This window comes from Pyxidicoccus sp. M6, from assembly GCF_055568925.1.
The window spans coordinates 6,081,309-6,104,675 of the sequence record NZ_CM145714.1 but is presented as its reverse complement, the minus strand read 5'-3'; the positions used below and the strand labels follow the sequence as shown (position 1 = coordinate 6,104,675).

The following is a 23,367-nucleotide window of genomic DNA, read 5'->3' as shown; positions in this document are numbered from 1 at the left end:
TTTCCCGGCCGCACCCGGGAAGAGCCCGAGGGCCCTCCCCGCGCACCCGCGCGTCTCAGCCGGCGTGGGCCTCTCCGGCGCCGTGCTTGGACTCGGCGTAGAGCGCCTCGATGATGGCGGCGTACTTCTGCTCCACCACCTTGCGGCGCACGCTCAGCTTGGGCGTCAGCTCGCCGCCGTCCACGGAGAACTCGCTCTTCAGCACGGCGAACTTCTTGATGGTCTCGAAGCGGGCCAGCTTCGGGTTGACGTCGCGCTCGAGCGCCTCGTGCAGGAGCTGGAGCAGGCGCGGGTCCTCGGAGAGCGTGGCGATGTCCTGCGGCCAGCCCTTCTCCTTCGCCAGCGCGAGCGCCTTCTCCGACTCCAGCGCCAGCAGGGCCACGAGGTAGTTGCGCCGCTCGCCCACCACCAGCGCGTTGCCCACGCCCGGCAGGCCCTTCAGCATCTCCTCGATGTTGCCCGGGGCCGTCTTCTTCCCGCCCGAGGTGACGATGATTTCCTTCTTGCGGCCGGTGATGTGGACGAAGCCCTCCGCGTCCAGCTGGCCCACGTCACCGGTGTGCAGCCACCCGTCCTCCAGCAGCTCCGAGGTGGCCGCCGCGTTCTTGTAGTAGCCCATGCAGACGTTGCCGCCACGGACGAGTATTTCGCCGTCCTCGGCGATGCGCAGCTCCACGCCCAGCATGGGGCGCCCCACCGTGCCCAGCCGCGTGGCCCCCTCGGTGTTCACCGTGCCCGGCCCCGTCACCTCCGTCATGCCCCACACCTCGTGGATGACGATGTCGATGGAGGCGAAGAAGTCCAGCACGTCCCGGCTGATGGGCGCCGCCGCCGTGGCGAAGAACTCCACCCGGTCCATGCCGATGCGCGCCCGCAGCGGCGCGAAGACGAGCTTCTTCGCCAGCCGGTACTTGGCCTCCATCAGCACGGGGACGCGCTCGTGGCGCATCTGGCGGGTGTGACGCTCGATGGCCACACCGCGCGCCCACTCCACCAGCCGCCGCTTCATGGGCGGCTGCGAATTCAGCCCGGACTCCGCCTTGACCTTGAACTTCTCCCACACGCGGGGCACGCCGAAGAAGAAGGTGGGCCGCACCTCCTTCAGCGCGTCCGGCATCTTGTCCACCGACTGGGCGAAGTACACCTGGATGCCCATCAGCAACGGGCAGTGCAGGGAGATGATCTGCTCCGCGATGTGGGACAGCGGCAGGTAGGAGATGAGCGACGGCGGGTTGTCCGCGCCGAACTCCACGGACTCCTTGAGCTGGTTGGCCGTCCACACCAGGTTGTGGTGGCTCAGCATCACCCCCTTGGGGTGGCCGGTGGTGCCGGAGGTGTAGATGAGGGTGCCCATGGCCTCGGGCTTGAGCGAGTTGACGCTGTCCCAATAGGGGCCCTCGTCCACGCCGGTGCCGCGAGCCATGACGTCCGCGTACGTCAACACGCCCTCGGGCAGCACGGCCGGCGGGTCGATGACGATGAGGTGCTTCAGCGCTGGCAGCTTCGGCCGGAGGGCCAGGCCCGTGCGCAGGTGCTTCTCGTTCTCCACCACGAGGACCGTGGCCTCACAGTGTCCGAGGATGTACTCGAGCTGATCCAGCGAGCTGGTGGTGTAGAGGCCCACCGGTACCCCGCCCATGGCGATGGAGCCCAGGTCCGCGACGTGCCACTCCTCGCGGTTGAAGCCGAGGATGCCAACCGGCTGCCCCGCGCCAAAGCCCAGGGCGTGCAGGCCCAGGGCGAAGCGACGGACCCGCTGCGCGTACTCCGACCAGGAGGTGGGCGCATAGGCTCCACCCTGGAGCCTCCAGAGGGCAGGCTGCTGATCCAACTGGTTCGCCCGCTCGTGGAGCGCATGGACGACGGTCTTCGGTAGTTCCATGGGCGGAACGTAACGGAGTCCCACCGGCCCCCGCCAGCGGCGTCGCGCGTCTCCGTCGTTGACAGCATGTTGGAGGGCTTTGTATGCCGCGCCCGACCATGAGCATCGACTTCACCTGCCAGAAGTGCGAGGCGAGCTTCGAGCTGGACGCCCAGGACCTCATCGAGGGGACGGAGAAGATCGTCTGCCCTCACTGCGACGCGAAGGCGCCCGCCAACTTGACGGAGGACTTCGTCGCCGCGCTCACGGAGATGCGGGCGCAGATTGCCGCGCTCGACAAGAAGTTCGCCGTGTCCATGACCCTCGAGTCCGTGGACGTGGAGGACACCCTCGACGACGAGGAGGACGACGAGGACGAGGAGGAGACCGAGGAGGACGACGAGCTCGACGAGGATGAGGACGAGGACGTCGACGACGAAGAGGACTACGACGACGACGAGGAAGACGACGACCGCTGAAGGTCGCCCGCCTGCCCTCCAACCCGGGGGGCACGGCCGTTCCTCTCGATGTGCCACCCCCGGAGCCGCGCCCTCCCGGGGGGTATCCGGGTGCGTAGCTTAAGGGTGTGAAAACGCCCAACCGCGCCACCCTCTTCGTTGCTCCTCTCTCCGCAGTGGTCGTGGCGCTGGGAGGGCTGCTGCTGCTGCCCGCGTTCAGCTCGAATGGCGCCATCGCCGCCTCGGCGCCGGAAGCGAGCGCTTCGGAGCAACCCTGCATCACCGACCATGGGGACGACCCCAGGGCCTGTGCCGAGCTCGTGGAGCTCGAGGTGCAGGACGTGGTGCCGCTGGTGGAGGCCCAGACGCACGCCGTCGTGCTGACCACCAAGGACCGCGACATCGTCCTGCCCGTCTTCGTGGACGAGGCCTCGGCCGTCTCCATCGCCTTCCGGCTGGCCGAACGCGAGCCGCCCCAGCCGCTCGCGCAGGACTTGCTCGATGACGTGGTGAAGCAGCTCGGCGGCCGCGTCACCGAGGTCCGCATCGACGACCTGCGCGACAACGTCTACTCCGGCCGCGTCTTCCTGGAGCAGGGCAAGAAGAAGCTGGCCTTGGACGCGCGTCCCTCGGACTCCATCGCCATGGCGCTCACCAGCCACGCCCGCATCCGCGTCACCCGCAAGGTGCTGACGCTCGCCGGCATCAGCCGCGACGAGATTGAAGGCATGCAGGGTGGCCCCGGCGTGGGCGGCAGCGGTCCGGGCGGCATGGACATGAACGAGGACGCCGAGCCCCTCCCCCTGCCCGGCATGCCCGGCGCGCCCACCCCTCCGCCGTCGGAGCAGCAGACGCCGCTCGACATGGACATGGACGCCCAGCCGCACGGCCATCCGGCCGTCATCCCCCAGGGCAAGGGCAAGCAGATCGACCTCTAGCACTCGAGCCTGAGACGGGCCCCCGCCTCCGCGGCAGCAGCGAAGTCAGCACCAGACGCAAGAAAGCCCGGCCCCCCCTCCCAGGGAAGCCGGGCTTTCTCTCTCAAACGTCGAGAGCACAAAAGAAGCCGCGAGGCCCCGCCTTGCGGTGGGTGCCTCGCGTGTGGCGGAAGAATTGTCCCGCGAGCGTGAGGCTGTCAAGCCGGCCTCCCAGGCGCCTAGGATGCCCGCGCATATGCGCAAGGCGAAGATCATCTGCACGCTGGGGCCGTCGTCGGACTCACCGGAGGTCATCGAGGGGCTCATCCGGGCGGGCATGAACGTGGCGCGGTTGAACTTCTCCCACGGGACGCACGACGAGCACCGCCAGCGGGTGGCCACCATCCGCAAGGCCTCGAAGCGCCTGGGCATTCCGGTGGCCATCCTCCAGGACATCCAGGGGCCCAAGATCCGCCTGGGGAAGTTCGAGGACGGACAGCTCGTGGTGAAGGCCGGCCAGACGGTGACGGTGACGACGCGCGCCGTCATGGGCCATGGCTCCATCATCCCCACACCCATCAAGTCGCTGGTGAAGGACGTGGTGCGCGGCGACCCCATCCTCCTGGATGACGGCCGGGTGCGACTGCGGGTGCTGAAGGTCCAGGGGCAGGACGTCACCTGCAAGGTGGAGGTGGGTGGGCTGCTGAAGGACAAGAAGGGGCTGAACCTTCCCGGCTCGCCCATGTCCGTGCCCACGATTACCCGCAAGGACGTGGTGGACCTGGCCTTCGGCCAGGAGGTGGGCGTGGACTACGTGGCCCTGTCCTTCGTGCGCTCCGCGGCGGACATCCACAAGGCTCGCGAGCACGTGAAGAAGAACCGCACGCCGCTCATCGCCAAGATTGAAAAGCCCCAGGCGGTGGAGCAGCTCGACGCCATCGCCGACGCGGCGGACGGCATCATGGTGGCCCGTGGCGACCTGGGCGTGGAGATGCCGCTGGAGCAGCTCCCCGCCATCCAGAAGCGCATGGTGCGCGAGGTGAACCGCAAGGGCGGCCTCGTCATCGTCGCCACGGAGATGCTGGAGAGCATGGTGGGCAACCCGAGGCCCACGCGCGCCGAGGTGTCCGACGTGGCCAACGCGATTCTGGACGGGGCGGACGCCGTCATGCTGTCGGGCGAAACAGCGGCGGGCCGCTTCCCCGTGGAGGCCGCGGCCACCATGGCCCGCATCGTCGAGGAGACGGAGCGCGGGGTGCACCGCCATCAGCACCACTCCCCCTTCGAGCGCTCGGAGGACATCGGTACGGGCGTGGCGGCGGCGGCCGTGGCGGCGACGGCGCAGCTCGAAATCGAGACGATTGTCGCCTACACGGAGAGCGGCCACACCGCGCGACTCATCTCCGAGTTCCGGCCCCACGCGCGCATCATCGCCCTCACGCCGAGCGAGGACACGGTGAACCGGATGGCGCTCTACTGGGGTGTGACGGGGCTCCAGGTGGGCCGGGTGAACAACACGGACGCCATGCTCAAGCAGGTGCGCACGCTGTGCCGCGAGGAGAGCATCTGCAAGCCGGGCACGCCCGTGGTGGTGGTGGCCGGCGTACCGCTCAACGTGCCCGGCAACACCAACCTGATGAGCATCCACCGCGTCTAGACACGGGGAGGGCGAGCCCTCCCCGAGCCTTCACAGCACCTTCTGCTCGAAGTCGTAGAGCTTCTCGACGGGGAGCTGGCGGTAGCGCTCCACGTTGAGGGCGCGGCGGGCGCACTCCCAGACGAGCTCGTTGGGCGTGCGCGTCGGCTCCTTCTTCTTGCGGCGCTTCACCTCGGCCTTGATGGGCTTCACGGCCACGCGCGGGTGGTAGCAGAAGGCGGAGGAGAACAGCAGGTGCCCGCCGAAGGGGATGAGACGGGCCTCGATGATGTCCCCCGTCTCCAGGCCGGCGATGTGGCGGCGCTCCGTCACGTCGAAGTCCTTGCCGGAGTACAGCTCGCGCAGGCGGACCTCGCCCTTGCCCAGCTTGCGGACCTCGAAGAGGCCGTGGACCGTCTCCGTGAAGCTGCGGAAGGCGTTGGCCTCTTCCGGCGGAGCGTTGGCCAGCCGCTGTTCATAAAGCTCGGCGGCCGGCGTCTTGCCGGTGAGCGGCGAGACGCGGTCGTAGAGGTAGTAGTCGAGGAAGGACGCCATCCTCAGCTCGAACATCTTGTCGTCCTCGAAGACCTCTCCCGTCAGGCGGAAGTACTCCGCCTTGGCGGCGAGGAGGTCCTCCTTGCGGACCTCCTGGCTGCCGAAGGCGATGAGCTGGTCCAGGTACGGCTGATACGAGAGCGGTGACAGCGGCGATTCCATAGAAGGTGCGCCATTCTACCCCGCCATCATCTTCGCGAACCGGCCGAAGAGATAGCGCGCGTCGTGAGGCCCGGGCGAGGCCTCGGGGTGGTACTGCACGCTGAAGGCCCGTGCATCCGGGACGGCCAGGCCCTCCACCGTGCCATCGTTGAGGTTGATGTGCGTCACGACGGCCAGGCCCTTGAGGCTGGCGTCGTCCACGGCGAAGCCGTGGTTCTGCGCGGTGATTTCCACCTTGCCGGTCGTCAGGTCCTTCACGGGCTGGTTTCCACCGCGGTGTCCGAACTTCATCTTGTACGTCCGGCCGCCCAACGCCAACGCCATGATCTGGTGCCCGAGGCAGATACCGAACACCGGCACCTTGCCCAGGAGCGCCGCCACGGTGCGGTCCGCGCCCTTCACCGCCGCCGGGTCACCGGGGCCGTTGGCCAGGAAGACGCCGTGCGGCTTGCGCGCCAGGACTTCCTCCGCCGTGGTGTTGGAGGGCACCACCGTCACCCGGCAGCCCTGGTCCACCAGGAAGTGGAGCATGGACTTCTTCAGGCCGTAGTCGTAGGCGACGACGTCGAAGCGGAGCTCCTTCTCCGGCACCTTCTCACCGACGCCGGTGAACACATCCGGCGACGGCGTGGTGAAGGTGTACGGCGTCTTCGTCGACACGCCGGTGGCCAGGTCCAGGCCCTCCATGCCGCGTGCGGTGCGGGCGCGCTCCACCAGGGCCTGGGTGGACACATTCTCGCTGGAGATGACGCCCATCTGCGCGCCGTAGGTGCGCAGGTGGCGCACGAGGCGGCGGGTGTCGATGCCCTCGATGCCCGCGACGTTGTTGCGCTTCAGGTACGCGTCCAGGGACTCCTTCGCGCGCCAGTTGGACGGCTGCTCCGTCAGCGCGCGCACCACCATGCCCACCGCGTGGACCCGCGAGCCCTCCTCGTCCTGCGGAGTGGCGCCGACGTTGCCAATCTCCGGGTACGCCATGGTGACAATCTGGCCCACGTAGGAGGGATCCGTGAGGACCTCCTGGTAGCCGTACATGGTCGTGTTGAAGACCACCTCACCCACCGTCTCGCCGGCCGCGCCAAAGGCCCGGCCCTCGAAGGTGGTGCCATCCGCCAGCGCGAGCACTGCTTTCTTCGTCATCACCGCGACTCCTTGCTCGGGCCAACCTGGCCGTTCTCGAAGACCTTCCGTCCCCCCACCCATGTCTGCACGACACGACCCTTCTGCTTCCGTCCATGGAAGGGCGTATTCCGGCTGCGGGAATAGAACCGGTGGGCGTCCACCGTCCACTCCTCTTCGGGGGCCACCACCGCGACGTCCGCCGGAGCCCCGGGAGCCAGGTGACCGCCCGGCAGGCCGAATGCCTTCGCCGGCCCGTGCGTCAGGAGCTCCACCGCCCGCTTCGCGGTGAGCGCACCCGCGTGCACCAGCTCCATCGTCAGGCTGAAGGCCGTCTCCAGGCCGATGATGCCGTTGATGCCCTTCTCGAACTCCACCAGCTTGTCCAGCACGCCGTGCGGCGCGTGGTCCGTGGCGATGGCCTCCACCGTGCCGTCGGCGATGGCCTCGCGCAGGGCCTCCACGTCGCGATTCGAGCGCAGCGGCGGCGCCATCTTCGCGTGGGTGTCGTAGTCGCCCACCGCCCGGTCATCCAGGATGAGGTGGTGCGGCGTCACTTCCGAGGTGACGCGCAGGCCGCGCCGCTTCGCCTCGCGGATGAGGCGCACGCTGCCCTCGCAGGACACGTGGGCCAGGTGCAGCCGGGCGCCCGTCTCCTCCAGGAGCACCAGATCTCGAGCCACCATGGCCACCTCCGCCGAGGCGGGGATGCCGCGCAGGCCCAGCCGCGTGGACGTGGGGCCCTCGTGCATGGCGCCGCCGGCGGACAGCGTGAGGTCCTCCTCGTGCACCATGATGGGGACGTCGAACTGGGTGGAGTACTGGAGCGCGCGCCGCATCAGCGCCGCGTTCATGACGGGGCGCCCGTCATCGGTGATGGCGACGCAGCCGGCGGAGACCAGCTCGCCCATCTCCGCCATCTCCTCGCCCTTGAGGCCCTTCGTAATCGCGCCGGCCGGGTACACGTGGCAGAGGTTCGCCGCGCGAGCGCGCGAGAGCACCAGCTCCGTCACCATGCCGTTGTCGTTGACCACCTTGGTGTTGGGCATGGCCACCACCGCGGTGAAGCCGCCCGCCACCGCCGCGCGGCAGCCTGTGAGGACCGTCTCCTTCCCCTCCTCGCCCGGCTCGCGCAGGTGGACGTGCAGGTCGATGAAGCCCGGCAGCACCCACTTGCCGCTGGCCTCGACGACCTCGGCGCCCGAGGGCACGGGCAGCGGCGCCTCGGACACCTCCGCCACCTTGCCGTCGCGCACGAGCACGTCGCGCACACCATCCACACCATTGCGCGGGTCGATGACCCGCCCCCGCCGGAAGAGCACCGTGGAGCTCATGACGCGCACACCTCCAGGATGGCCCGCCGCACGGCCACGCCGTTGGACACCTGCTCCAGGATGACGCTGCGGGGCCCGTCCGCCACCGCGGGCGCAATCTCCACGCCTCGGTTGATGGGGCCGGGGTGCATCACCAGCGCGCCCTCCTTCATCCGCTCCTCGCGGGCCGCGTTGAGGCCGAACAGGCGCGAGTACTCGCGAAGCGAGGGCAGGAAGTTCTCCGTCTGCCGCTCCAACTGCAGGCGCAGGCACATGACCGCGTCCGCCTGAGGCAGCGCCGCGTCCAGGTTGTGCGTCACCTCCGCGCCCGTCGCCTCCATGCCCGGCGGCATCAGCGTGGGCGGCGCGCACAGCACCACCCGCGCGCCCAGCGCCTTGAGGCACAGCAGGTTCGAGCGCGCCACCCGGCTGTGCATGACGTCACCGAGGATGAGCACCGTGCGCCCGTCCAGCGAGCCCCAGCGGCGGCGGAGCGTGAAGGCGTCCAGCAGCGCCTGTGAGGGGTGCTCGTGCGTGCCGTCGCCCGCGTTGATGACGGCGCAGCGCACGTGCTTCGCCACCAGGTGCGGCGCGCCCGAGGACTTGTGCCGCATGACGATGGCCGCCACACCCGTCGCCTCGATGTTGCGCGCGGTGTCCAGCAGCGTCTCGCCCTTGGAGACGGAGGAGCCCGTCTGGGTCCAGTTCATCACGCTCGCGCCCAGGCCCTTGGCGGCCATGTGGAACGAGGTGCGGGTGCGGGTGGAGTCCTCGAAGAAGAGGTTCGCCACCACCTTCCCACGCAGGATGTGCGTCGTATCCGGTTCGCCGGGCAGGTGCGCTTTCGCGCGATCGAGCAGTGTCTCCAGCTCGTCCCGGCGCCAGCCTTCGATTCCGAGGAGGTGTCTCATGGCCGGGGGCGCCGCGTACCCCGCGCCGCACGCTGCGTCAAGCACCGTGCGAAGCGCGCCGGGTCGCCTGCCCCCGCCATGTGCGTCAGCGAACCGGCTCGAAGAAGCGGTCCACCCGCAGGCCGGTGCCGCCGAAGAAGCCGTGGAACAGGCCCTCGAAGCCCAGCGACAGCCACACCACCATGGCCTTGCCCTTGATGTGGCCGTAGGGCACGTACTCCACCTTGCCGCGGCCGGTGACGCCGAGGCCGTGGCGGCTGTCCGCGCTGTTGTCGCGGTTGTCGCCCATGACGAAGACGTGGCCCGCGGGCACGGTGTACGGGCCCTCGCGCGCGGGCATCTGCGACAGCGTCTGCAGCGCGGAGTGCGTCACCCCGGACAGGTTTTCCTCGAACAGCGCCTCGGACTGGTCATACCAGCGGCCGTCGTCGGTGATGTTGTGGACGACGTAGTCGGTGGACACGGCCGTGCGCGCCTGCGGCTGGCCGTTGAGGTGGATGACGCCGTCGATGACCTCCACGGTGTCCCCGGGGATGCCCACCACGCGCTTGATGTAGTCCTTCGTCTCGTCCACGGGGTTGTTGAAGACGATGACGTCCCCGCGCGTCGGGGGCCGGACGATGACGAACGGCACCTTGTTGATGAAGGGAACCCGCACGCCGTAGATGAACTTGTTGACGAAGACCTGGTCGCCAATCTGCAGCGTGGGGAGCATGGAGCCGGACGGAATCCGGTACGGCTCCACGATGAAGGTGCGGATGACCAGGGCAATCAGCAGCGCCTTGCCGAAGCCGCCGATGAAGTCCATGGCGGACTGCTTGCGCCACGCGCCCAGGTGCTGCGCCGTCAGCTCCTCCAGCCCCTTGAGCTCCTGGCGCATCCGCTCCGCGTCACCGGCGATGGAGGCCGTCTCCACGCGCAGCGCCTGCTCCGTGATTCGCTCGTACACCTGCGGGCCCAGCTTCTCGCGCACGTGCGGCTTCGCGAGGATGCGCTCGTTCTCCGAGATGAGCTCGTGCGCCTCGTGCCGCAGCCCGCGCAGCGCCTTCTCCTTCGGGGAGACGTTGCGCCACACCAGCAGGGCGAAGAAGTAGGCCACCATCAACAACCCCAGCCCCTTCATGAGCGGCTGGGCCCACGCGGCCGCGGCGGGCGAGAACTCGATGAGGATGGTGTAGGGCACGAAGGCCAGGCCGATGATGCACAGCGGGGCCCACAGGCTGGTGAGCAGCTCGCGCCACATCAGCACACGGCGGGCGCGCAGCTGCTCCGGCGTGCGGCGGGCGGCCATCGCCTCGGCGAGCTTCACGGGAGGGGTTGCGGAGGGACTGGCCGCGTTCATGGGCTACTGCTCCGTCTTGAGGACCGCGAGGAAGGCTTCCTGTGGAATCTCCACCGTGCCCACCTGCTTCATACGCTTCTTGCCCTCCTTCTGCTTCTCCAGGAGCTTGCGCTTGCGGCTGATATCGCCGCCGTAGCACTTGGCGAGCACGTTCTTGCGCATGGCGGAGATGGTCTCACGAGCGATGATCTTCGCGCCAATGGCCGCCTGGATGGCCACCTCGTACATCTGCTTCGGAATCACTTCCTTCAGCTTCTGGCACACCTCGCGGCCGCGCAGGTACGCGCGCTCGCGGTGCACGATGACGCTGAGGGCATCCACCGGGTCGCCGTTGATGAGGATGTCCAGGCGCGCCAGATCGGCCTCCGCGTAGCCGGACAGCTCGTAGTCGAGGCTGGCGTAGCCGCGCGACACGCTCTTGAGCTTGTCGAAGAAGTCGAACACCACCTCGGCGAGCGGCATCTCGTACGTCACCTGCACGCGCTGGCCGCTGCTGCCCAGGTACTTCATGTCCTTCTGCACGCCGCGGCGCTCCTGGCACAGCTTGAGGATGGCGCCCAGGTGGTCGTTGGGGACGTGGATGTGGCAGGTGAGGATGGGCTCCTCGAACTTCTCGATGTTCTGCACCGGCGGCAGCTTGGCCGGGTTGTCCACCAGCATCACCTCACCCTTGCTGCTGGTGATGCGGTACACCACGCTGGGCGCGGTGGTGATGAGGTCCAGGTTGTACTCGCGCTCCAGGCGCTCCTGGACGATCTCCATGTGCAAGAGGCCCAGGTAGCCGCAGCGGAAGCCGAAGCCGAGCGCGGTGGACGACTCGGGCTCGTAGGTGAAGGCGGAGTCGTTGAGCTTCAGCTTCGCCAGCGCGTCGCGCAGGTTCTCGTACTCGGCGGAGTCCACCGGGAAGATGCCCGAGAACACCATGGGCTTCACTTCCTGGAAGCCGGGGAACGGCGCGTCCGTGGGGCGGGCCTCCTCGGTGACGGTGTCGCCCACCTTGGCGTCCGGCAGCTCCTTGATGTTGGCCACGAGGACGCCCACCTCACCAGCCATGAGCTGCTGCACGGGGCGGGAGAAGGGGCTGAACACGCCCAGCTCCTGCACCTCGAAGACCTTGTTGTTGCTCCACAGCTTGATCTTCTGCTTGAGCTTGAGCGTGCCCTCGAGCACGCGCACCAGCGTCACCACGCCCCGGTAGTTGTCGTACCAGGAGTCGAAGATGAGGGCCTTGAGCGGCGCGTCCGGCGAGCCGCTCGGGGGCGGCACGCGCTGCACCACCGACTCGAGGATCTCCTCGATGCCGATGCCCTCCTTCGCGGAGGCCGGCACCGCGATGGACGCGTCGATGCCGATGACGTCTTCAATCTCCGTGCGCGTGCGCGCCACGTCCGCGCTGGGCAGGTCGATCTTGTTGATGACCGGGATGATTTCGAGGTCGTGGTCCAACGCCATGTAGACGTTGGCGAGCGTCTGCGCCTCCACGCCCTGCGACGCGTCCACCACCAGCAGCGCGCCCTCGCATGCGGCGAGGCTGCGGCTGACTTCGTACGCGAAGTCGACGTGTCCAGGCGTGTCGATGAGGTTGAGGACGTACTGCTTGCCGTCCTTGGCGGTGTAGTTCATCCGCACGGACTGGGCCTTGATGGTGATGCCCCGTTCGCGCTCGATGTCCATGTTGTCGAGGAACTGGGCCTGCGCCTCGCGCTTGCTCAACGTCCCCGTCTTGTCGAGGAGACGATCAGCCAGCGTCGACTTTCCATGGTCGATATGGGCGATGATGCAGAAGTTGCGGATGTGCGCGTTTTCAGCCGGCATGTTCGGGGCGCTCGTCGGAAGAAGCGGGCGTGAGTAACACCGAACCGCGCGAAAATCCAAGCGCGACCGTCCGCCAGACGAGCAACCCTCCGGGGGAGCACGTTTGTTCCCGGGAGCCTGTTGCCTCCGCCCGGGAGGCCCCTCCCCCGCCCGGCCACGGCTCCGTCACGGAGCGGGCACCCTGGCGGGGGGCTTTCTTCTCGACATTGGCCGGGCCCGCGCGCCCCCGGCCCCTTCACGGGCCAGGCGCACGCGGCGGCATGCTGCCCGAGACGCCTTCTCAGCCGTGGGCGCGGCTGGGCGCGCCCGCCTTCTCACGGAAGAAGGCGATGGTGCGGCCCAGGCCCTCGCGAAGGTCCACGGTGGGCTCCCAGCCGAGCACCTTCTTCGCCAGCGAGTTGTCGATGCAGGAGCGCAGCTGCTCGCCGGGCTTGCCCGGGGCGTGCGCCGCGGTGGCCTTGGAGCCGGCGGCCTCGGCCAGCAGCTCGAAGAGGCGGTTGATGTCCGTCTCCACTCCGGTGCCGATGTTGATGGCGCCCACGTAGTCCTTCTCGAAGGCGAGCCGGTTGGCACGAGCCACGTCCGGACCGAAGACGAAGTCGCGCGTCTGCTTGCCCTCGCCGAAGATGGTGCAGCCCTGACCGGCGATCAGCCGCTGGCTGAAGATGGCCACCACGCCCGCCTCGCCGTGCGGGTTCTGCCGCGGGCCGTACACGTTGGCGTACCGCAGGGCGACGTACGGCAGGCCGTACTGCGCCCGGAAGTAGCCGAGGTACAGCTCGCCAGCCGCCTTGGAGACGCCGTACGGCGACACCGGCCGCGTCGGGTGGTTCTCCGGCGCGGGGAACACGTCCTGCTCGCCGTAGATGGCGCCGCCCGTGGAGCTGAAGATGACCTTCTTCACCCCGGAGACGCGCGCGGCCTCCAGCAGGTTGAGCATGCCGCGGATGTTCACATCCGCGTCGAAGCCCGGGTCGTCCACGCTGCGGCGCACGTCCATCTGCGCGGCCAGGTGACAGAGGACCTGCGGCTTCTCGGCCTTGATGAGCTCCGCGGCCTCGCGGCTGCGGATGTCATGCACGGCCAGGCGCACGCGCGGGTCCAGGTTCTCCCGCTTGCCGCCAGACAGGTCATCCAGGGCGATGACCTCGTGCCCGCCACGCAGGAACTCGTCGCATACGTGCGAACCGATGAAGCCCGCACCACCCGTAACCAGGACTTTCACGCTGCCTCCCGCCACCCGTCCGTGTGGCCGAAATGCCTACAGGTCTTCAATGCCATTGACGCCGCGAAACTAGGCCGACTGAGGGCGCCCGGCAACCTCTCGGAACCAGGCGATGGTCTCCTTCAGACCTTCCTCCAGGGGGACCTTCGGTTCCCAGCCCAACAGGGTGCGGGCGCGGGTGATGTCCGGCTGGCGCTGCTTCGGATCATCCTTGGGCAGCGGCTTCTCGATGATCTTCCCGCCGCCGCCGGCCGCCGCGCGCACGGCCTCGGCGAACTGGCGGATGGTCATCTCGCGCGGGTTGCCGATGTTCACCGGGTTGGGCTCGTCCGACAGCATCAGCCGCACCAGCCCGTCCACCAGGTCCTTCACGTAGCAGAACGAGCGCGTCTGGCTGCCGTCGCCGAAGACGGTGAAGTCCTCGCCCTTGAGCGCCTGGCCCACGAAGGCGGGCACCACGCGACCGTCGTTGAGGCGCATGCGCGGGCCGTAGGTGTTGAAGATGCGGACGATGCGCACCTGCACGCCGCGGCTGCGGCCGTAGGCGGCGGTGATGGCCTCCGCGTAGCGCTTGGCCTCGTCGTACACCGAGCGCGGACCGATGGGATTCACGTTGCCCCAGTAGTCCTCGCGCTGCGGGTGCACGAGCGGATCTCCGTACACCTCGGAGGTGGAGGCCATGAGGAAGATGGCCTTGTGCTTCTCCGCCAGCTTCAGCCCGTTCTCCGTGCCGAGGGAGCCCACGCGCAGCGTTTCAATCGGCAGCTCCGCGTAGTCGATGGGCGACGCGGGCGACGCCATGTTGAACACGTAGTCGATGGGGCCCTGCACCGGAATGCCCTCGACGATGTCCGCCTTCACGAACTCGAAGCCGGAGCGCGGCTTGAGCGTGACGAGGTTCTGCTCGTTGCCGGTGATGAGGTTGTCCACCGCCACCACGGACGCCGCGCCGTCATCCAGCAGCCGCTCACACAGATGCGAACCCACGAAGCCCGCGCCGCCGAGCACCACCACCCGCTTTCCACGAAAGCTCTTCACGTCACGCCTCTCTCTCACAGCTCGTCGAAGGTCGCCTGACCCGGGAGCTGGGCCTTGTACTTCTCGAGCACCAGGTCGATGCCCTGGCGGATGTACTCGGCCACGGGCACCTTCGTCTTCTGGTTCAGCGCCTTGAGGAGCTCGTTCTGCTCCGGAGTGATGTAGATGGTGGTGCTGACTTTCTTTCGGGCCATGGCGATATGTGAAAATATATGAAGTGACGTGTCGCGCGAAAGCCTCTCGTGCACACGGCGTGGCCCCGCCGCTTCGACACCTCGGAGTCTCGCATGTCACAAAGCAAGCATTTGATTTTCCTGGGTTTTCTCGCCATGGGTGCCTTGACAAGTTGCGCGGGCGGCAAGGCGGCGGAGCGCGGGGCGGAGGGGCAGGAGGCCGGGGCGGCGCGCGCGCAGCCGGAGGCGATTCAACCGGAGCGCTCGGGTGACGAGCGGGTGCAGGAGCAGGACGTCAACGGCGACGGCAAGCCGGACGTGTGGACGTACACGGTGAAGGACGCCAACGCCGGCGACGACCGCAAGGTGCGCCAGGAGCTGGACCTCAACTGGGACGGCCGCGTGGACCTCACGCGCTACTTCGACGCCAGCGGTGAGCAGACGCGCGAGACGCTGGACCTCGACTACGACGGCAAGGTGGACGCCACGTACTTCTTCGAGAAGGGCGTCAACACGCGCCGCGAGCGCGACGTCAACGGCGACGGCCGTCCGGACAGCTTCACCTTCTACGAGCGCGGCGCGCTGGTGCGGAAGGAGCGCGACACCAACGCCGACGGGAAGGTGGACTACTGGGAGTACTGGGAGAACGGCCAGGTGGACCGCATCGGCGAGGACCTGGATGGGGACGGGACGGTGGACAAGTGGACCCGTAATCCCAACAACGCGGCCAGCGAGTAGGTCGCCGGCCGCGCTCGCCGCTCAGCGCCGATTGGCTACTACGGTTTGCTGGTGCCGGTGCGGCCGTACGCATCCTCGAGCCGCACGACGTCGTCCAGCTCCGGGGTGCTGACCTCGAGGATGTCGCAATCGGTCAGCGCCACCATGCGGTGCTTCATCAGCGGCTTGATGTGGTAGCTCTCGCCGGGGTTCATCTCCTTCTCGATGAGCCCCTGGCCCTCGTCGACGACGAAGAGCAGCTTCCCGCTCTGGACGTGGATGGTCTCGTCCTTCTTGTTGTGGAACTGCAGGCTGAGCTTGTGGCCCTGCTTCACGTGCAGCAGCTTGCCCACGTACCGCTCGGTGTGGGCCCAGATGAGCTCGTGACCCCAGGGCTTCTCCACCCGCCTCGTCGTCGTCATGATTGCTACCGTCTCTCTCACCCCGCCCTAGTTCGTGCCGGCCACGAACGCGTCGAGCGAGGTCTCACGCTTGAAGTCTGCCAGATACCGGCTGGCCGCATCCCGGGTCGCGAAGCTCCCCATGCGGACGCGGTACCACGTGCCCTTGCCGGGCACCTCGGCCGCCAGGATATAGGGGGCATAGCCTCTGTCGCGCAACCGGGCGGCGAAGCGGTCGGCCTCCTGGCGGTCCTGGAAGGCAGAGAGCTGGAGGGTGAAGGCGCCCCCCTTCACGGCCTGGGCGGGCGGCTGGGCCGCGCGTGCGATGGCCTCCTTCAGACCCCCACCCTCCTTGTTCGTGGTCCGCGTGGGCACCGCCGCGGCTTCCACCTTGCCAGACACCGGCACCGCCTTGACGTCGGCCTTGGCGACCTCGGCCTTCGCGGGCTCCACCTTGGCGGCGGGCTCGGTGGCCTTCGCGGCCTCCGGCTTCTGGGCCACGGCGGCGGGCTTCTCGGCGGCCTCGGAGGGAGGCTCGGCGGCGACCACCTTCTGGGGCTCCTCGGGCTCCTCCGGGGGCAGCTCGCCCGTGTCCGGATCGGGCGTGGGGGCGAGCTTCGGGCGCTCGGCGGCGGGCTTCTCCGCGGCCTCGGCCGGCTTCGCGGCGGCGGGCTTGGGCGTGGGCTTCGGCGCGGCGGCAATCGCCGCGGGCTCCGAGGCGGCCTTCTTCGTCAGCTCGTCCTGGAAGGTGAGCTGCGCGTCGCGCTGCTGCACGTCCTGGAGCGCCTGCGCGTTGGCGTCGAGCGCGGAGAGCAGGTCGGGCGCGGTGGCCGTCTGGGCGTTGCCCGCAAGCTTCTTGCCGACGACGACGCCGAGCACGAAGACGGCGCCCATGACGACGATGCCGGCAATCAGCAGGCTGACGATCTGCCGGTTGTCCAGAGAGACGTCGAACTTCTCCTTCATCCGGTGGGCGTCACGCATGGCTTGGAAATCCTCGGGCGCGGACGCTGCGGGCCACACGAGTCCGTGTTGCTTCCTGTAGCGTCGGCATGGAGGGCAAGGTACGCCCCACCTCCGGGCCGGTCAAATTCGCGGAAAGCGCAAGGCGCTGGCGCTGTCAACCCGTGGCGAACGCGGGCGGTGCCGACGGCGGAGGAGCGAGCGGCGCGGAGGCTTCCGCGGCCGGAGTGAGCGGCACCGGCGCCGCGGCCGTGGCCACGGCGGGCGCGTTGAGGCGCTCGCGCAGCTCCTTGCCAGCGGCGAAGGACAGCGTCCGGCGCTCGGGCACGGAGACGCTCTGCCCCGTCTTCGGGTTGCGGCCGGTGCGCGCGCGGCGGGTGCGGATGGAGAAGACGCCGAAGCCGCGCAGCTCGATGCGTTTGCCGGCGACGAGCGCCTCGCACATGCAATCGAAGACAGCATGGACGATGGCCTCCACCTCACGCCGGGGGACGTGAGGGGCACGCGCCACGATGCGCTCGATGAGCTCACTCCTCGTCATCGCACACCTCTTTGGAGGGAGGCGCGACTCTACAGAGTCCTGCCCCGCGAGGACAAACCACCCTCCCTCCAGGGCGAAGTCACCGGGGCGCGGCCCGCGTCATGGGGGCCATCGCCGCTCGGACTGGAAAGCCGGGCCTCCACGCGCCCCCTCCGTGAGGAGGGGGCGGATGGCCTGGCGCAGGCAGAGGTCCGCCGCCCGTCCGCGAAGTCCGACTTCGGGAGCCCTACCGCAGGCGGAGGTCCGCCGGCCCCTCCACCTCCGTCTTCTGACCATCCGCCGAACGCAGCACCACCTCCGCGCCGTCCGGCACCACGAGCCGCACGGTGCGACCCAACGGAATCTCGCGGTCCTCCAGCAGCACGGCGGTGGCGAGGTCATCCGTCTCCGCCACGACGAAGCCATCCTCCACGGTGGCCACGAGGCCCCCTTCGCCCAGGGCGCCCGCGTGGATGAAGGGCACCTTCGGTCGGAAGGGCGGCGGCGGCAGCGGCCGGCTCGGCCCGTCCGGCTTCGCGGTGTCGGAGCCCAGCCTGCTCAGCCCGTTGGGCGTGAAGAAGGCCACGAAATACTGCGCCGAGCTGTAGGAGCCATCCTGTTGCGCTGACGACTCGGGCGTCACCCGCACGTCGGTGTAACGCGCGGCGACGAGGCGCATCGTGCGGGGCGCCTCGTGCACCTGCCCCGACTCCCAGCGACGGGACGGCAGGTTGACGCCGTGCAGCTTCGCCTCGTCCGCGTCGCCCACCTCCAGCGTGTCGCCTTCCTCCAGGAAGTGCAGGCCGCCGCCGAAGTACTCCAGCACCGCGGGGCCCGTGGCGGTGAGCTGCTCATCCGGGAGGAGCTGCGCGCCCACCGCGACGGGGAGCTTCTCCTTCCCCACCGTGCGCAGCACCGGAGCGCCCGCCGCCAGCAGCCCGGCAATCGGCTTGTCCGAGCGCTCCTTGCACCCGGCGACGAGGGTGGCCACCACGAGCAGAACACCGATGAGGCGCTGCGCCATGTCCGGTCCCTCCCCTGTCCGCGCGCGGGTCAGACGATCCAACCACCGCCGAGCACGCGGTCCTGATGGTAGACCACCGCGGCCTGTCCCGGCGTGACGGCGCGCGCGGGCTCGTCCAGCTTCACGGAGACGAGCCCATGCGGCGACACGTGCACGCGCCCCGGAGCGCCCGCGTGACGGTGGCGGATGCGCACCTGCACGGACTGCTCGGGAGGCGGCGGCCCGTCCACCCAGTGCGGCTGGAGGAGGCCGAAGTTGTCACGGCCCGTCCCTTCCGCGGAGCCCACGACGACGCGGTGGGTCTCCGGCTCCAGGCGCTGCACATAGCGGATCTCGCCACCACCGAGGTTGAGCCCCTTGCGCTGGCCCACGGTGAAGCGGTGGATGCCCTGGTGCGTGCCGAGCACGTTGCCCTCGGTGTCGACGATTTCGCCCGCGGGCTGGGGCCCGGCGACCTTCTCCACGAAGCCGGCGTAGTCGCCGTCGGGCACGAAGCAGATCTCCATGCTCTCCGGCTTCTGGCTGGTGACGAGCCCATGGCGCTCGGCGACGGCGCGCACCTCGGCCTTCGTCATGTGGCCCACGGGGAAGATGATGTCGCGCAGCTCGTCCTGGCCGAGCGTGAAGAGGAAGTAGCTCTGGTCCTTCGCGGCGTCGACGGCGCGGCGCAGGACGTAGCGGCCGTCCACCTCCTCCACGCGGGCGTAGTGGCCGGTGGCCAGTCGGGCGCCGAGCGCGCGGGCGCGCTTGAGCAGGAAGTTGAACTTCACGTCGCGGTTGCAGGCGACGCAGGGGATGGGCGTACGGCCCCCGAGGTAGGACTGGACGAACGGGTTGATGACCCGGTCCTGGAAGATCTCCTCCGCGTTGGCCACGTAGAAGGGAATCCCCAGCGTCTGCGCCACGGCCCGGGCGTCATCGATGTCGTCCGGGCTGCAGCAGCTCCCGCACGTCGCCTTGCCCTCGTAGGACCAGACGCGCAGGGTGATGCCGATGACCTCATGGCCCTGCTCCTTGAGCAGGGCGGCCGCGGCCGAGGAATCCACCCCGCCGCTCATGGCTACGACGACTCGCATGGTGCTCCTTCCTACACGCCCGGGCGCTCCGGCGCACGCGGGAGGACGCCCGGAAGGGCCCTTTCCCGACATGCGCCAGGGGATGAACAGCCACGGCGCACCCGGGGAGGCATGGGGCGGAAGGCCCGCTCCCCTGCCCTGCCGGCATCCACGGGCTCACCGCGCGGCGCGCGTGTGCCACTCCTTCAGCCGGGCCGTCAGCATCTCCTTCGTGTTGAGGCCCGGGTCATCGAGCACGGACTCCATGAGGAACCGCGTGGCCTCGCCGACGATGGGCGAAGGCCCCACGCCCAGGGTGGCCATGATGTCGCCGCCGGTGAGCGCCAGCTCCTTCGGGCTCAGCGGAGGCTTCGCATCCGCGAGCGCCTCGACCCGGTCGAAGAGGGCCTCCAGCTCGGAGACGCGCTCCGGCGCACGCACGCCAACGCGGGCGCGGGCCACGTCAATCAGGTGCGGGACCAGGGGCAGTCCCAGCCGGGCCAGCAGCCTGCGCAGCGCGGGGTCCGTGTCCGCGACGCGCTCCTCCACCTTCGCGTGCTCCACGAGCTGCGCGACGTGGTCGGCCGTCTTGTTGGGGAACTTCAGGCGCAGGCAGATGTCGCGAGCCTGGGTGCGGTTCACGAGGTCCGCGAGCAGCGCGGCCACGCGCACCTCCACCACGACGGGCGCGTTCTGCACGGCGGCGCGCGCCAGGCGGGCGGCCTCCGGGTCCGCGCGGGCCACTTCGGGGAGGAACACGTCCAAGAGGCCCGTGTCCGCGAGCAACACCATGCCGGACTCGGCGCGCGGGGACATGAGCGTCTTCACCAGCTCCTCGCGCACGCGCTCCAGCGCCACCTTGCGGAAGACGCCGAGCGTGGCGGGAATCGCATCGCGGGTGGCGGGCTCCAGCGTGAAGCCGAGCACCGCGGCGAAGCGCACCGCGCGCAGGGGGCGCAGGCCGTCCTCGGAGAAGCGCTCCTGCGCGGAGCCCACGCAGCGGATGACATGGGCCTGGAGGTCTGACTGTCCGCCGAAGGGGTCCACCAGCTCGCGGTCCAACGGGTTGTACGCCATGGCGTTGATGGTGAAGTCGCGGCGGCTCAGGTCCTTGACGATGTCGCGCTCGAAGGCGACCGAGCTGGGGCGCCGGCCGTCTAGGTAGTCCCCCTCCGAGCGGAATGTCGTGACTTCCACATGGGTGCCACCCTGCACGACGGTGACGGTGCCGTGCTGGATGCCGGTGGGGATGACCTTGCGGAAGGCGCGCTGAACCTCCTCGGGCAGCGCGCTGGTGGCCACGTCGAAGTCCTTCGGGTGGACCTTGCGCACCATGTCCCGGACGCAGCCGCCCACGAGGTAAACGGCATGTCCCAGCTCTCGCAGCCGCGAGATGACTTCCAGGACGGGCTTGGGGATGTCTGCGTTGTGGAGGTTGGCAATCATCGACTCCACGTTGTAGCGGCGGAGCTCGCGCAATCCAAGCGCGCGCCCCGCCCTCCACACAATTGCGTCCAGAGGCCGGCATGGAACTTCGAGCGGCACCCCATGAAATGACAGGCCATGTGCCGACTCCCAGACCCGGAGTGTCTGGCAAGGAGAGCCTTGGCGCGGTCAGGGTGATGGGAGCGTGACCGCGGAGACGCCGAGACATCCGCGCGCGGATACCGTTCAAGAAGAAAGCAATGGAACCCGTGGTCCACCGTTGATGTCAGGCTGCAAGGCGTCGCGTGTCTGGCGCGGAGTTCTCATCAAGGAAGGTGAGCGTTGAGCCAGTCGGAGTGGCACGCCCAGGTATTGGGACTCGCCTGTTTGCAGGGACCCGAGGGACAGCGTTTGCGGTTGGAGCGGCGGGCGGCGGCGCTGCTGGCCTATCTGGGGCTGGAAGGCCCGTCGCCCAAGTTCCCCATTGCCAGCCTGCTGTGGCCGGACTCACCGCCCGCGACCGTGCGCAACAACATGCGCCAGCTCCTGCGCCGCCTGCGCCTGGCCTGCGGCGGTGTGGAGTTGGTGGAGTCCGACTCCGAGCGCCTCCTCCTCTCACCCCGGCTGTCGCTGGACGTCGCGAGCCTGAAGCGCGCGGCCGTCGCCCACGCCCACACGGGCGTCCTCGAGGCGCTGCGGAGTGGAGGCGAAGGACCGCTGCTCGCCGGCTTCGACTTCGATGACTGCGATGAGCTGGCGCGGTGGCTGGACGGTGCGCGCGCCGCGGTGGAGGGCTGGATTCGCACGGCCCGCGAGGCGGAGATTCAACGCCACATGGCGGCGGGAGAATGGGCGCCCGCGCTCGCGCTCGCACAGGCGTGGGTGCAACACGAGCCCGAGTCCGAGCAGGCCGGCCGTCACCTCATCCGCCTGCACTACCTCCAGGGAGACCGGGGCGCGGCACTGTCCGCCTTCGAGCGCCTGCGCACGACGCTGTCCCACGACCTGGGCGTCTCGCCGATGCCGGACACGCTCGCGCTGGTGCGGCAGATTGAAAAAGGCACCCAGGTCCCCCACCCTTCGCCGGTAGCCCATCCGCAACTGCCGTTGACGGTGCTGCGTCCGCCGGTGCTCGCGGGGCGCGAGGAGGCCTGGCGGCAGCTCGAAGAAGGCTTCGAGGCCGGGCAGCTCATCTTCATCGTGGGAGACCCGGGCACCGGCAAGTCGCGGCTCGTCGAGGAGTTCGCGAGCACGAAGGGCCCATGGTTCCGCGGCGAGGCGCGGCCCGGGGACCAGGACGTGCCCTATGCCTCGCAGGCACGGGCCTACCGGAAACAGCTCGAGCGGCACCCGGACGTGAAGCTGCCGGACCGGCTGCGCGTGGAGATGGCGCGCCTCATGCCCGAGCTCGGTGATGGACGCGCGGCGCCGCCCCTGCTCTCCGAGGCCGACGAGCTGCGCTTCTTCGAGGCCCATGCGGAGACGATGTTCCTGCTGCTCGAAAGGGAGCGCGTGGTCATCGCGGATGACGTGCAGTACTGGGACGTGGCGAGCGCGCGGCTGTTCACCCATGCCTTCACGCGGATATTGGACCCGAGGACCCGCACCCGGCCGCTGCCCTGCTTCATCGACTGCTACCGCCGGGGCGAGCTGCCCGCGTACTCGGAGGCCAACGTGCGCAAGCTGGTGGACGCGGGCGTGGCGCGAGTCATCGACCTGGGCCCGCTGTCCGCGGACGGCGTGCGCCAGTTGCTGGACAGCCTGGACCTGCCCGGCGCCTCGTCCCACGCGGAGGCGCTGACGCGGTACACGGGCGGGAACCCGCTGTACATCGTCGAGACGCTCAAGCACCTCATCGAGACGGACTCGCTACACAAGGACTGGCCGCACCGGCTGCCGCCGCCGGGCCGGGTGGGTCCACTCATCCAGCGGCGATTGGAGCGACTGACACCGCTGGCGCTACAGATTGCGCAGCTCGCGGCGAGGGCGGGTGCGCGCTTCCGGACGGCGCTCGTGCCCGAAGCCCTCGAGGTGGGAGCGGCGGCGATTCACGCGGCGCTGTGTGAGTTGGAGGCCGCGCAGATTCTGGTGGGCGACCGGTTCAGCCACGACCTGGTACAGGAGGCGGTGCAGGCGACGGTTGGCAGGTCCGCCGCGCGCTTCCTGCACGGCCGGCTCGCGGTGGTGTTCGAGCGCGACGGTGCGCCCGCGAACCTGCTCGCGCACCACTGGATGGAGGCGGGCCAGGAGATGCGGGCCCTGCCCTACCTGTACGCGGCCGCGCAGGCGGACGAGGAGTTGATGCTCACGGAGGAGGCCGCGGAGCACCACGCGCGAGCGGCGGCGATTCTGGCGGCGGCGGGCCGGCACGCGGAGGCCGCGAGCGCGCGGGCCGCGGAAATCCGCTGCCGGACTTCGGTCCGCCGGGAGCCGGCACCGGCACCGGCGCCGGCGCCGGTCAACTCGAGCGACCCCGCGCTGATGTGGCGTGCGTGAGGCAGAGGGCCATCAACGGCCCTTCGTGGGCACCAGCGCGTTGATGTCCGAGTCACGCAACGAGCTCACGCAGCTTCTCGTGCTGCTGGCCTGATGCCCTGCGCCCGACGGTGAGGACCTGTTCCACGTCCGGGGCGAGAAGACACTCGCGCAGGACGCCTTGTCCGACCATGCCCGTCGCGCCGAAGAGAATAACCTTCATGACTCCCCGTCCTTTCGTCCTCGTGAGATACCGCGCTGG

General features: G+C 69.2%; 22 protein-coding genes. 5 read left to right on the top strand and 17 right to left on the bottom strand.

What is annotated here, in order from left to right; genetic code table 11:
- Positions 1-55 precede the first annotated feature (55 nt).
- The gene (locus ACVTJA_RS24475) at positions 56-1,882 is read right to left on the bottom strand and encodes an AMP-dependent synthetase/ligase (RefSeq protein ID WP_465839602.1); all 1,827 of its coding nucleotides are present in this window, start codon (positions 1,880-1,882) and stop codon (positions 56-58) included.
- 83 nt (positions 1,883-1,965) lie between these two features.
- Here ACVTJA_RS24475 and ACVTJA_RS24470 point away from each other — a divergent pair, with 83 nt between their 5' ends.
- From ACVTJA_RS24470 to pyk, 3 genes are all read left to right on the top strand, one after another.
- A complete protein-coding gene (locus ACVTJA_RS24470) occupies positions 1,966-2,340 on the top strand; it encodes a hypothetical protein (protein WP_465839600.1) in 375 nt (124 codons plus the stop codon).
- A 107-nt stretch (positions 2,341-2,447) separates the two neighbouring features.
- Entirely contained in the window at positions 2,448-3,257 is an 810-nt protein-coding gene (locus tag ACVTJA_RS24465; RefSeq protein ID WP_465839598.1) for a bifunctional nuclease family protein, read from the top strand.
- Positions 3,258-3,492: 235 nt separating this feature from the next.
- Positions 3,493-4,893 carry a pyruvate kinase gene (pyk, locus tag ACVTJA_RS24460; RefSeq protein ID WP_465839597.1) on the top strand — a complete coding sequence of 467 codons (1,401 nt, stop codon included), beginning with the start codon at positions 3,493-3,495 and terminating at the stop codon, positions 4,891-4,893.
- A gap of 30 nt (positions 4,894-4,923) precedes the next feature.
- Here pyk and ACVTJA_RS24455 read toward each other — a convergent pair whose 3' ends face one another.
- From ACVTJA_RS24455 to ACVTJA_RS24415, 9 genes are all read right to left on the bottom strand, one after another.
- On the bottom strand, positions 4,924-5,589 hold the full coding sequence (locus ACVTJA_RS24455) for a DUF7986 domain-containing protein (RefSeq protein ID WP_465839595.1): 666 nt from the start codon (positions 5,587-5,589) through the stop codon (positions 4,924-4,926).
- A gap of 15 nt (positions 5,590-5,604) precedes the next feature.
- Positions 5,605-6,729 carry a glutamine-hydrolyzing carbamoyl-phosphate synthase small subunit gene (gene carA, locus ACVTJA_RS24450; RefSeq protein WP_465839594.1) on the bottom strand — a complete coding sequence of 375 codons (1,125 nt, stop codon included), beginning with the start codon at positions 6,727-6,729 and terminating at the stop codon, positions 5,605-5,607.
- Positions 6,729-8,042 (bottom strand): dihydroorotase, encoded by a 1,314-nt coding sequence (locus ACVTJA_RS24445; protein ID WP_465839593.1) that lies wholly within the window; start codon positions 8,040-8,042, stop codon positions 6,729-6,731. Before ACVTJA_RS24445 ends, carA begins: the two co-directional genes overlap by 1 nt.
- Positions 8,039-8,932, bottom strand: a complete 894-nt coding sequence (locus ACVTJA_RS24440; RefSeq protein ID WP_465839592.1) for an aspartate carbamoyltransferase catalytic subunit — start codon at positions 8,930-8,932, stop codon at positions 8,039-8,041. Before ACVTJA_RS24440 ends, ACVTJA_RS24445 begins: the two co-directional genes overlap by 4 nt.
- 85 nt (positions 8,933-9,017) lie before the next feature.
- Complete coding sequence (lepB, locus tag ACVTJA_RS24435) at positions 9,018-10,274, bottom strand: signal peptidase I (protein WP_465839591.1); 1,257 nt, start codon at positions 10,272-10,274, stop codon at positions 9,018-9,020.
- 3 nt (positions 10,275-10,277) lie between these two features.
- Complete coding sequence (gene lepA, locus ACVTJA_RS24430) at positions 10,278-12,089, bottom strand: translation elongation factor 4 (protein ID WP_465839590.1); 1,812 nt, start codon at positions 12,087-12,089, stop codon at positions 10,278-10,280.
- A gap of 280 nt (positions 12,090-12,369) precedes the next feature.
- Positions 12,370-13,314 carry an NAD-dependent epimerase/dehydratase family protein gene (locus tag ACVTJA_RS24425; protein ID WP_465839589.1) on the bottom strand — a complete coding sequence of 315 codons (945 nt, stop codon included), beginning with the start codon at positions 13,312-13,314 and terminating at the stop codon, positions 12,370-12,372.
- A gap of 69 nt (positions 13,315-13,383) precedes the next feature.
- Positions 13,384-14,352, bottom strand: a complete 969-nt coding sequence (locus ACVTJA_RS24420) for a UDP-glucuronic acid decarboxylase family protein (RefSeq protein WP_465839587.1) — start codon at positions 14,350-14,352, stop codon at positions 13,384-13,386.
- 14 nt (positions 14,353-14,366) lie between these two features.
- Entirely contained in the window at positions 14,367-14,546 is a 180-nt protein-coding gene (locus ACVTJA_RS24415) for a ribbon-helix-helix domain-containing protein (protein WP_465839585.1), read from the bottom strand.
- Positions 14,547-14,639: 93 nt separating this feature from the next.
- On the opposite strand from ACVTJA_RS24415, the gene ACVTJA_RS24410 reads away from it, so the two are divergent.
- Positions 14,640-15,263 carry a hypothetical protein gene (locus tag ACVTJA_RS24410; RefSeq protein ID WP_465839584.1) on the top strand — a complete coding sequence of 208 codons (624 nt, stop codon included), beginning with the start codon at positions 14,640-14,642 and terminating at the stop codon, positions 15,261-15,263.
- A 38-nt stretch (positions 15,264-15,301) separates the two neighbouring features.
- Here ACVTJA_RS24410 and ACVTJA_RS24405 read toward each other — a convergent pair whose 3' ends face one another.
- The 6 genes from ACVTJA_RS24405 to ACVTJA_RS24380 all read right to left on the bottom strand — a co-directional run bounded on the left by ACVTJA_RS24405 (position 15,302) and on the right by ACVTJA_RS24380 (position 20,651).
- Complete coding sequence (locus tag ACVTJA_RS24405; protein WP_465839582.1) at positions 15,302-15,664, bottom strand: cupin domain-containing protein; 363 nt, start codon at positions 15,662-15,664, stop codon at positions 15,302-15,304.
- 27 nt (positions 15,665-15,691) lie between these two features.
- Entirely contained in the window at positions 15,692-16,627 is a 936-nt protein-coding gene (locus tag ACVTJA_RS24400) for an SPOR domain-containing protein (protein WP_465839581.1), read from the bottom strand.
- 136 nt (positions 16,628-16,763) lie between these two features.
- Positions 16,764-17,147, bottom strand: coding sequence for an integration host factor subunit beta (locus ACVTJA_RS24395; RefSeq protein WP_465839580.1), 384 nt, complete (start codon positions 17,145-17,147; stop codon positions 16,764-16,766).
- Between the two features lie 226 nt (positions 17,148-17,373).
- The gene (locus ACVTJA_RS24390) at positions 17,374-18,150 is read right to left on the bottom strand and encodes a hypothetical protein (protein WP_465839578.1); all 777 of its coding nucleotides are present in this window, start codon (positions 18,148-18,150) and stop codon (positions 17,374-17,376) included.
- A gap of 29 nt (positions 18,151-18,179) precedes the next feature.
- Positions 18,180-19,226, bottom strand: a complete 1,047-nt coding sequence (gene mnmA, locus ACVTJA_RS24385) for a tRNA 2-thiouridine(34) synthase MnmA (RefSeq protein ID WP_465839576.1) — start codon at positions 19,224-19,226, stop codon at positions 18,180-18,182.
- A gap of 156 nt (positions 19,227-19,382) precedes the next feature.
- A complete protein-coding gene (locus ACVTJA_RS24380; RefSeq protein ID WP_465840511.1) occupies positions 19,383-20,651 on the bottom strand; it encodes a CCA tRNA nucleotidyltransferase in 1,269 nt (422 codons plus the stop codon).
- Between the two features lie 321 nt (positions 20,652-20,972).
- Here ACVTJA_RS24380 and ACVTJA_RS24375 point away from each other — a divergent pair, with 321 nt between their 5' ends.
- On the top strand, positions 20,973-23,126 hold the full coding sequence (locus ACVTJA_RS24375; RefSeq protein WP_465839574.1) for an ATP-binding protein: 2,154 nt from the start codon (positions 20,973-20,975) through the stop codon (positions 23,124-23,126).
- A gap of 52 nt (positions 23,127-23,178) precedes the next feature.
- Here ACVTJA_RS24375 and ACVTJA_RS24370 read toward each other — a convergent pair whose 3' ends face one another.
- Entirely contained in the window at positions 23,179-23,328 is a 150-nt protein-coding gene (locus tag ACVTJA_RS24370; RefSeq protein ID WP_465839572.1) for a hypothetical protein, read from the bottom strand.
- Between the last annotated feature and the right edge of the window lie 39 nt (positions 23,329-23,367).

Bases quoted from the DNA above. Each gene is read 5' to 3' on its own strand.
- ACVTJA_RS24475 (WP_465839602.1), bottom strand. From the start codon at position 1,882: ATGGAACTACCGAAGACCGTCGTCCATGCGCTCCACGAGCGGGCGAAC.
- ACVTJA_RS24470 (WP_465839600.1), top strand. From the start codon at position 1,966: ATGCCGCGCCCGACCATGAGCATCGACTTCACCTGCCAGAAGTGCGAG.
- pyk (WP_465839597.1), top strand. From the start codon at position 3,493: ATGCGCAAGGCGAAGATCATCTGCACGCTGGGGCCGTCGTCGGACTCA.
- ACVTJA_RS24455 (WP_465839595.1), bottom strand. From the start codon at position 5,589: ATGGAATCGCCGCTGTCACCGCTCTCGTATCAGCCGTACCTGGACCAG.
- carA (WP_465839594.1), bottom strand. From the start codon at position 6,729: ATGACGAAGAAAGCAGTGCTCGCGCTGGCGGATGGCACCACCTTCGAG.
- ACVTJA_RS24445 (WP_465839593.1), bottom strand. From the start codon at position 8,042: ATGAGCTCCACGGTGCTCTTCCGGCGGGGGCGGGTCATCGACCCGCGC.
- ACVTJA_RS24440 (WP_465839592.1), bottom strand. From the start codon at position 8,932: ATGAGACACCTCCTCGGAATCGAAGGCTGGCGCCGGGACGAGCTGGAG.
- lepB (WP_465839591.1), bottom strand. From the start codon at position 10,274: ATGAACGCGGCCAGTCCCTCCGCAACCCCTCCCGTGAAGCTCGCCGAG.
- lepA (WP_465839590.1), bottom strand. From the start codon at position 12,089: ATGCCGGCTGAAAACGCGCACATCCGCAACTTCTGCATCATCGCCCAT.
- ACVTJA_RS24415 (WP_465839585.1), bottom strand. From the start codon at position 14,546: ATGGCCCGAAAGAAAGTCAGCACCACCATCTACATCACTCCGGAGCAG.
- ACVTJA_RS24410 (WP_465839584.1), top strand. From the start codon at position 14,640: ATGTCACAAAGCAAGCATTTGATTTTCCTGGGTTTTCTCGCCATGGGT.
- ACVTJA_RS24405 (WP_465839582.1), bottom strand. From the start codon at position 15,664: ATGACGACGACGAGGCGGGTGGAGAAGCCCTGGGGTCACGAGCTCATC.
- ACVTJA_RS24400 (WP_465839581.1), bottom strand. From the start codon at position 16,627: ATGCGTGACGCCCACCGGATGAAGGAGAAGTTCGACGTCTCTCTGGAC.
- ACVTJA_RS24395 (WP_465839580.1), bottom strand. From the start codon at position 17,147: ATGACGAGGAGTGAGCTCATCGAGCGCATCGTGGCGCGTGCCCCTCAC.
- ACVTJA_RS24390 (WP_465839578.1), bottom strand. From the start codon at position 18,150: ATGGCGCAGCGCCTCATCGGTGTTCTGCTCGTGGTGGCCACCCTCGTC.
- mnmA (WP_465839576.1), bottom strand. From the start codon at position 19,226: ATGCGAGTCGTCGTAGCCATGAGCGGCGGGGTGGATTCCTCGGCCGCG.
- ACVTJA_RS24380 (WP_465840511.1), bottom strand. From the start codon at position 20,651: ATGATTGCCAACCTCCACAACGCAGACATCCCCAAGCCCGTCCTGGAA.
- ACVTJA_RS24370 (WP_465839572.1), bottom strand. From the start codon at position 23,328: ATGAAGGTTATTCTCTTCGGCGCGACGGGCATGGTCGGACAAGGCGTC.